This window comes from Streptomyces sp. SID14478 (assembly GCF_010548525.1).
GTDB lineage: Bacteria > Actinomycetota > Actinomycetes > Streptomycetales > Streptomycetaceae > Streptomyces.
In genome coordinates this window covers 1-6,714 of the sequence record NZ_JAAGMG010000108.1, presented here as the reverse complement: position 1 = coordinate 6,714, position 6,714 = coordinate 1, and the positions used below count along the sequence as shown (strand labels likewise).

Annotated in this window: 7 protein-coding genes and 2 pseudogenes; 5 read left to right on the top strand and 4 right to left on the bottom strand. The window is 73.5% G+C overall.

Annotated elements, in window-relative coordinates; translation table 11 throughout:
* The 3 genes and pseudogenes from G3I40_RS04480 to ybaK form a co-directional block, all read left to right on the top strand.
* Positions 1–357, top strand: a pseudogene (locus G3I40_RS04480) (hypothetical protein); the annotation flags it as partial.
* Positions 358–362: 5 nt separating this feature from the next.
* Positions 363–1,148, top strand: coding sequence for an LON peptidase substrate-binding domain-containing protein (locus tag G3I40_RS04475; RefSeq protein WP_164300842.1), 786 nt, complete (start codon positions 363–365; stop codon positions 1,146–1,148).
* Between the two features lie 17 nt (positions 1,149–1,165).
* A complete protein-coding gene (gene ybaK / locus G3I40_RS04470) occupies positions 1,166–1,669 on the top strand; it encodes a Cys-tRNA(Pro) deacylase (RefSeq protein WP_164300841.1) in 504 nt (167 codons plus the stop codon).
* 105 nt (positions 1,670–1,774) lie between these two features.
* On the opposite strand, the gene G3I40_RS04465 is transcribed toward ybaK, so the two are convergent.
* Positions 1,775–2,494, bottom strand: a complete 720-nt coding sequence (locus tag G3I40_RS04465) for an FCD domain-containing protein (RefSeq protein ID WP_203643437.1) — start codon at positions 2,492–2,494, stop codon at positions 1,775–1,777.
* A 140-nt stretch (positions 2,495–2,634) separates the two neighbouring features.
* Between G3I40_RS04465 and G3I40_RS04460 the strand changes: the two genes are divergently transcribed.
* Together G3I40_RS04460 and G3I40_RS04455 are read left to right on the top strand one after the other, a co-directional pair.
* Positions 2,635–3,576 (top strand): dihydrodipicolinate synthase family protein, encoded by a 942-nt coding sequence (locus G3I40_RS04460; RefSeq protein ID WP_164300840.1) that lies wholly within the window; start codon positions 2,635–2,637, stop codon positions 3,574–3,576.
* The gene (locus G3I40_RS04455; RefSeq protein WP_164300839.1) at positions 3,573–5,051 is read left to right on the top strand and encodes a sialate:H+ symport family MFS transporter; all 1,479 of its coding nucleotides are present in this window, start codon (positions 3,573–3,575) and stop codon (positions 5,049–5,051) included. The genes G3I40_RS04460 and G3I40_RS04455 overlap by 4 nt, the downstream gene beginning before the upstream one ends.
* Here G3I40_RS04455 and G3I40_RS04450 read toward each other — a convergent pair.
* From G3I40_RS04450 to G3I40_RS46905, 3 genes and pseudogenes are all read right to left on the bottom strand, one after another.
* The gene (locus G3I40_RS04450) at positions 5,000–5,683 is read right to left on the bottom strand and encodes a DUF2567 domain-containing protein (RefSeq protein ID WP_164300838.1); all 684 of its coding nucleotides are present in this window, start codon (positions 5,681–5,683) and stop codon (positions 5,000–5,002) included. The two genes, G3I40_RS04455 and G3I40_RS04450, sit on opposite strands and share 52 nt — an antisense overlap.
* A 34-nt stretch (positions 5,684–5,717) precedes the next feature.
* The gene (locus tag G3I40_RS04445) at positions 5,718–6,515 is read right to left on the bottom strand and encodes an ABC transporter permease (RefSeq protein ID WP_343244824.1); all 798 of its coding nucleotides are present in this window, start codon (positions 6,513–6,515) and stop codon (positions 5,718–5,720) included.
* A 20-nt stretch (positions 6,516–6,535) separates the two neighbouring features.
* A pseudogene (locus tag G3I40_RS46905) lies at positions 6,536–6,714 on the bottom strand (ABC transporter ATP-binding protein); the annotation flags it as partial.

The window sequence follows — 6,714 nt, the reverse complement described above, 5'->3', positions numbered from 1 at the left end:
GTGCGCGCTGCCCTCACGTACCTGACCGACCCGGCCCCGCGCGGCATCGAGCGCGCCCGCCTCGACACGGCCGCCGACCTCGCCGTCGCGCTGTCGCGGACGTACGAGGCGGCGGACCCCTGGCCCGCCGAGGTGCGCAATCTGCTGGCCTGCGTGCTGATCGCGCTGGAGCGCTGGCCGGACGCCCTGGAGCAGCTGCGGCTGATCGGCCCGTACGCGACGTCGTTCCCCTGGGACCGGGTCTCGGACGACCCGCTGGGCCGCTTCCTGGAGCTGCGCGACGAGGTGCGCCTGGAGGTCGCGGCCGCGCTGCCGCTGCGCGGCGGACCCGGCGGCTCCGGCGCCCATTACCCTTGACCGTCGTGACCATCGCCCGGCTTCCGCTCTTCCCGCTCAACTCGGTACTGTTCCCGGGGCTCGTGCTTCCGCTGAACGTCTTCGAGGAGCGTTACCGCGCCCTGATGCGCGATCTGCTGAAGGCGTCCCCCGCCGACCCGACCGACCCCGACGCCGACCCGGCCGTCTCCGACGAGCCCCGGCAGTTCGCCGTCGTGGCGATCCGCGACGGCCACGAGGTCGCGCCGAGCGCCGCCGGCATGCCGGACGACGTGACGACGAAGGAGGCGGGCGCGGGCCCGGGGGCCGGCTTCAGCGACGACCCGCTCACGTCCTTCCACGCCATCGGCTGCGTCGCGGACGCGGCGACGATCCGCGAGCGCGCCGACGGCAGCTTCGAGGTCCTGGCCACCGGCACCCGCCGGGTCAAGCTGCATTCGGTGGACGCCTCGGGCGCCTATCTGACGGCCGAGGTCGAGGAGCTGCCCGAGGAGGACGGCGACGAGGCGGGCGCCCTGGCCGAGGGCGTGCTGCGCGCGTTCCGTTCGTACCAGAAGCGCCTGGCGGGGGCCCGGGAGCGGTCGCTGACGACGGGCGCGGAGCTGCCCGACGAGCCCTCGGTGGTGTCGTACCTGGTGGCGGCGGCCGCGGTGCTCGACGTACCGACCAAGCAGCGGCTGCTCCAGGCCCCGGACGCGGCGTCCCGGCTGCGCGACGAGCTGAAGCTGCTGCGCGCCGAGACGGCGATCATCCGGAATCTGCCGTCCCTGCCCGCGACGGACCTGACACGACAGGCGACCAGCCTCAACTGACGTAGGGGATCAGCGAGTTGGCGAAGAAGACCAAGAAGAACCAGCAGTCCGGGGGGACTCCCGCGACGGTGGCGCTCACCGCCGCGGGCACGGCCTTCACGGTGCACGCGTACGCCCACGACCCCGCGCACCCCTCGTACGGCGAGGAGGCCGCCGAGGCGATGGGCGTCGCCCCGGAGCGGGTCTTCAAGACGCTCGTCGCGGACGTCGACGGCCACCTGACCGTCGCCGTCGTGCCGGTGGCGGGGCAGCTGGACCTCAAGGCACTGGCGTCGGCGGTCGGCGGCAAGCGCGCCGCGATGGCCGACCCGGCGCTGGCCGAGCGCACCACCGGTTACGTACGGGGCGGCATCTCCCCGCTCGGCCAGCGCAAGAAGCTGCGCACGGTCATCGACTCCTCGGCCGGCGGGCACGACACCATCTGCGTCTCAGCGGGCCGCCGCGGCCTCGAAGTCGAGCTGGCCCCCGGGGACCTGGCGTCCCTCACGGACGCCGTGCTCGCCCCCGTCGCCCGCGCGTGAGCCCGTCCCGGACCCTGGACGTTCCCCGCCGCTTCGACTAAGCACCAAGGACATGTCGAAGAAGACGCGCAAGCGCAAGTGGCGGATCAAGAAGGGCAAGGCCAATCACGGGCGCAGGCCCGCCTGAGGATCCCGGTGCGACAGTCGGCCGCGGATGTCGTCGAAGTGCTCGTGCACGGCGGCCTCCGCGGCCTCTGCGTCGCCCGCCCGTACGGCGGCCACGATCCGCCCGTGCATCCGGGCGAGTTCGCTGCCGTCCTTGTTCTCGGGGGGCTGTCCCACGTCCTGCGTCCGCGACTGGTGGAAGGCGCTCCAGAACGCGTCGAGCAGCTCGCTCAGCAGCCGGTTGGCCAGCGGCCCGTACAGCGCCAGGTGGAACGCGCGGTCGGTCGCGGCGTCGATCGCACCGTGCGCGGCGACCTCGTCGTGCATCCGCCGCACGAGCCCGTCGAGCGCGGCGAGCGAATCCTCGTCGAGCCGGCCCGCGAGGCTGCTCATCAGCCCCGCCTCCAACGCCTCGCGCAGCTGCAGGAGTTCGAGCAGGCTGTCCTCGCCCCTGCGGTGCCCGACGACAGTGCGGAAGGCGAGGCCGTCGATCAGCGGCTCCAGCGACATCGACCCGACGTACGTGCCGAAGCCGCGCCGGATCTCCACGACGTGCGTGGCCTGGAGCGACTTCAGGGCCTCGCGCAGCGAGTTGCGGCTGACGCCGAACCGCTCCCTCAGCTCCGCCTCGGTCGGCAGCGGATCGCCGGGCCCGAGCCCCCGCTCGACGATGAACTCCTTGATCCGCTGCTGTGCGTCGTCCGCGACCAGTGCGCGCATCGCTCGCCTCCCCTGTAGAACCGTCGGCCTGTCGGACCCTTGACACCGCTGTCGTCGGTGGCGCAATGTCGCCCTGGGACATAGGACATCCTACGTCCTACCTGTCCCCCCACCTCCGTCCGACCCGGGAGACCACCGCCATGCCTCTCCGCGCCCCGTTCCCCGCCCCCTTCCGCGGCGTCGTCCCGCCGCTGGTCACCCCGCTCACCCCGGAGGGCGAGGTGGACGTCGTATCGGTGCGGCGGCTCGCCGAACACCTCATCGGCGCCGGGGTGCACGGCCTGTTCCTGCTGGGCTCCAGCGGCGAGGCCGCCTATCTCACGGACGCGCAGCGCCGCACGGCCCTGGAGGCCGCCGTCGAGGCGGCGGCCGGCCGGGTCCCGGTGCTCGCGGGCGTCATCGAGACCACGACCGCGCGGGTCCTGGACCGGGCGCAGGACGCGGTGAAGTCGGGCGCCGACGCGCTCGTGGCGACCGCGCCGTTCTACACGCGCACCCACCCGGCCGAGATCGCCGACCACTTCCGGCGGCTGCGGGCGGGCGCGGACCTGCCCCTGTTCGCGTACGACATCCCGGTCGCGGTGCACAGCAAGCTGAGCCGCGACACGCTCCTCGCGCTGGCCGCCGACGGCACGCTCGCCGGCCTCAAGGACTCCAGCGGCGACGAGGGCTCCCTGCGCCGCCTGCTGGCCCCGCTGCGCGCGGCCGCGCCTACGTTCTCCGTGCTCACCGGCGCCGAACTCACCGTGGACGGCGCCCTGTTGGCGGGCGTCGACGGCGTGGTCCCCGGCCTCGGCAACGTCGACGCGCACGGCTACGTACGTCTCTACGAGGCCGCCCGGGCCGGCGACTGGGACACCGCCCGGCGCGAACAGGACCGGCTCGCCGCCCTGTTCGGGATCGTCGAGGCCGGCGACCCGGCGCGGATGGGCGGCTCCTCCTCCGCGCTCGGCGCGTTCAAGGCCGCCGCCCATCTGCAGGGCGTCATCGACTGCCCGGCGACCGCCGCGCCCCAGGTCCCGCTCGGCGAGGCCGAGGTCACGTACGTGCGCCGCCACCTCACCGAGGCGGGCCTGCTGTGACGACCGCCCCCGCGAGCGAACCCTGGTACCGCGCCATAGGCCCGACGAAGTGGAAGTCGTTCTTCGCCGCCTGGATCGGCTACTTCCTCGACGGCTTCGACTTCGTCCTGATCACGCTCGTGCTGACCGAGATCGGCGACGAGTTCGGCCTGTCCGGCGTCGAGCAGGCGAGCCTGGTCTCCGGCGCGTTCATCACGCGCTGGCTGGGCGGCGCCGTGCTCGGCGCGCTCGGCGATCGCTACGGCCGCAAGGCGGCGATGATCGCCTCGATCGTCCTGTACTCGGTCGGCACCTTCGCCTGCGGCTTCGCCTGGGACTATCTGAGCCTGTTCACGGCCCGGCTGCTGATCGGCATGGGCATGGCCGGCGAGTACAGCGCGAGCGCCACGTACGTCCTGGAGAGCTGGCCCGCGAAGCTGCGCAACCGGGCGTCCGGCTTCCTGATCTCCGGCTTCTCGCTCGGCGGCGTCCTCGCGGCCGAGGTCTACGAGCACGTCGTACCCGGCCACGGCTGGCGCTGGCTGTTCTACATCGGCCTGCTCCCGGTGGCGATCGCGCTGTGGGTGCGCCGGGCGCTGCCGGAGGCCGAGGAGTGGCAGGAGCAGGTCGCGCGGGCGGGCGAACGGCCGAGCCCCTTCCGTCCGTTGTTCGCCACCCGGCGTCTCGCGACGGTCAACACCGCCTTGGTGGTCGCGGCGACAGGCTCCCTGTTCGCGGTGTTCACCCCGGTCGGCGAGGGCGCGGTACCGCTGCTCTCGGTCGTCGCGGCGGCGTGCCTGCTGGCCTTCGCGGTCCAACTGGGCGGACGCAGGCGCTGGCTGCTCCACGTCGCCCTCATCCTCACCGTGTTCTGCGCGTTCCTGTACAGCTGGCCGGTGCAGGCGCTGCTGCCGACGTATCTGAAGACCGAGCTGGGCTACTCCCCCGCGCAGGTCACGGACGCGCTGTTCTGGGCCGGGTTCGGCACGGCCTTCGGCTGCGTCGTGGCCGGTTTCCTCGGCGACCGCTTCGGCACGCGCACGGCGTACGCGGCGACGCTCCTGGTCGGCGTCGCCTTCGTGTTCCCGGTGTTCGCGGTCCGCGGCAGCCTGCTGGGCCTCGGCGTCCTGCTCTTCTGCATGCTCGCGTGCATGCAGGGCATCTCGGGTCTGCTGCCCAAGTTCATCGCGGGCCACTTCCCGACCGAGACCCGGGCGGCGTCCCTCGGCTTCACGTACAACGTGGGCGCGCTGGGCGGCGCGGTCGCCCCGGTGCTCGGCGCGAAGCTGGCCTCCGGGATGTCACTGGGGCAGTCCCTGGCGATCCTGACCTTCACGCTGACGCTAGTTGTGATCGTCCTGATCGGTTTCGACGTCCCGAACCGGCTGGGCCGGCTCGTGGACCCGGAGGGCACGAAGGACTACCTCGCGCAGGAGGGCCCGGTTCAGGCTCCCGTGCCGGGCGCGTCCTCCACGTTCCGCGGCGCGCGGTCGTAGTAGCCGGCGTACGGATCGGGGTCGCGGGGCCCGAACAGCCCCGTGAGGGCGAGGTGCACGACCAGTGCGGCCAGCGGCCACGCGAGCAGCGCCCCCTTGGCCTTCAGCTCCAGGGGGGCGTCGAAGGCCACGCCCTTGCCGACGTCCTTGGCGTGCGCGACGACGTTCTGCGTGGGCCCGAGCCAGATCCCGAACCGCCAGGCCAGCGCGCCGCCGAGCAGGCTGCCGAGGGCGAGCGCGACGACCAGCGGGATGCCGCCGCGCCTGCGCCACAGGAAGACGGCGGCGCCGGTGACGACCCCGCAGGCGAGCGCGAGCAGAGTGAACGTTCCGTCCACTCCGATGGCCTGCTCTCCCTCGGTGTCCTTGAGGTAGACGGCCGTGCTGTCCGACACCAGCGGGATCCGCGGCGCGAGCCACAGCCACAGCGCCCCGAGCAGCAGCCCGACGAGCGCGACGCCGACCGTCACGACGACGGCCTCGCGCAACTCGGTGCGCAGCCCGGGCCCCTCGTCCTGCGGCGCGGCAGGAGCGGGCGGCAGGTGCCCGGTCATCGGGTCGGGTGCCTGCCACGGGTCACTGTGCCCGTTGTTGTGCGGAGGTTGATGAGGCGGCGTCAGCGGTGCGGTCACCCTGCCATCGTGCCAGGCGTACCTGTCGGCCGCGTCACCGGACGGCTGCCCGGCGGTACGCCCAGGTCGCCACGGCCAGCGAGGCGACGCCGACACCGGCGCAGACGCCCAGGTCGAGCAGGACCGCGGGCCAGTCCGGGTGGCTGCCGAAGGTCCGCGCGAAGGCCTCGACGCCGTACGTCGAGGGCAGCAGGTCCCGCGCGTACTGCACGACCTCGGGCATTCGGTCGGCCGGCAGCACCCCGAGCAGGAGCGCCGCCGACATGCCCAACTGGCCGAGCAGCGTGGCCAGTTCGGCGCGCGGCGCGAGCAGCCCGAGAGCCGCACCGAGCCCGGACAGGGCGGCACCGGCCAGCGGGATCACGGCGCCGAGCACCCACAGGTGCGTCAGCGGCAGATCGAACATGGCACAGCCGACGACCGCGGTGACCACGGTGCCCGGCACGGTGAACGAGGCGTAGGCGCCGGCGGCGCCGAGCACCACGGAGGCGGGTGGCACGGGCAGCGTCGCGTAGTGGTCGAGGCCGCCTGCCGCGCGCAGCTGCCCGAAGTACTGGGCGAGCAGGTTGAGCGCGACGAACGCGACGACCAGTACGGCGGACCCGGCGACGACGGCCTGCGCCTCGCGGCCGCCCTGGTCGACGACACCGCGCATCAGGATCATGATCCCGATCGACTGGAAGGTCGCGACGAACAGCAGCGGGATGCGGGCCACCCGGGCCCGCGAGAGCTGGGCGCGGTAGACGGCGGCGAGCGACGGCAGGAACCTGGCCCGGGGCGCGAGGGTGTCGTCGTCGGCCAGGGCGGCATCCTCGATCACAGGCCCTCGCACGGCCTCCGCGGATACGACACTCACGCCTTCACCAGGCCCTTCACGCTGCTGCGGCTCCCGCCGAGTGCCAGATAGACGTCCTCCAGGCTCGGGGTGGCGAGCGTGAAGTCGTCGAGGAAGTCGAAGGCGGGGCCGCCGGTGACCGCGGCGACGGCGGCCCGGGCCGCGTCCGGCGCGAGCCGCAGCGACCAGCGCCGCC

What these genes read in the sequence shown, in the direction of transcription:
- G3I40_RS04465 (WP_203643437.1), bottom strand. Translation starts at nt 2,494, where the DNA reads ATGCGCGCACTGGTCGCGGACGACGCACAGCAGCGGATCAAGGAGTTC.
- G3I40_RS04460 (WP_164300840.1), top strand. Translation starts at nt 2,635, where the DNA reads ATGCCTCTCCGCGCCCCGTTCCCCGCCCCCTTCCGCGGCGTCGTCCCG.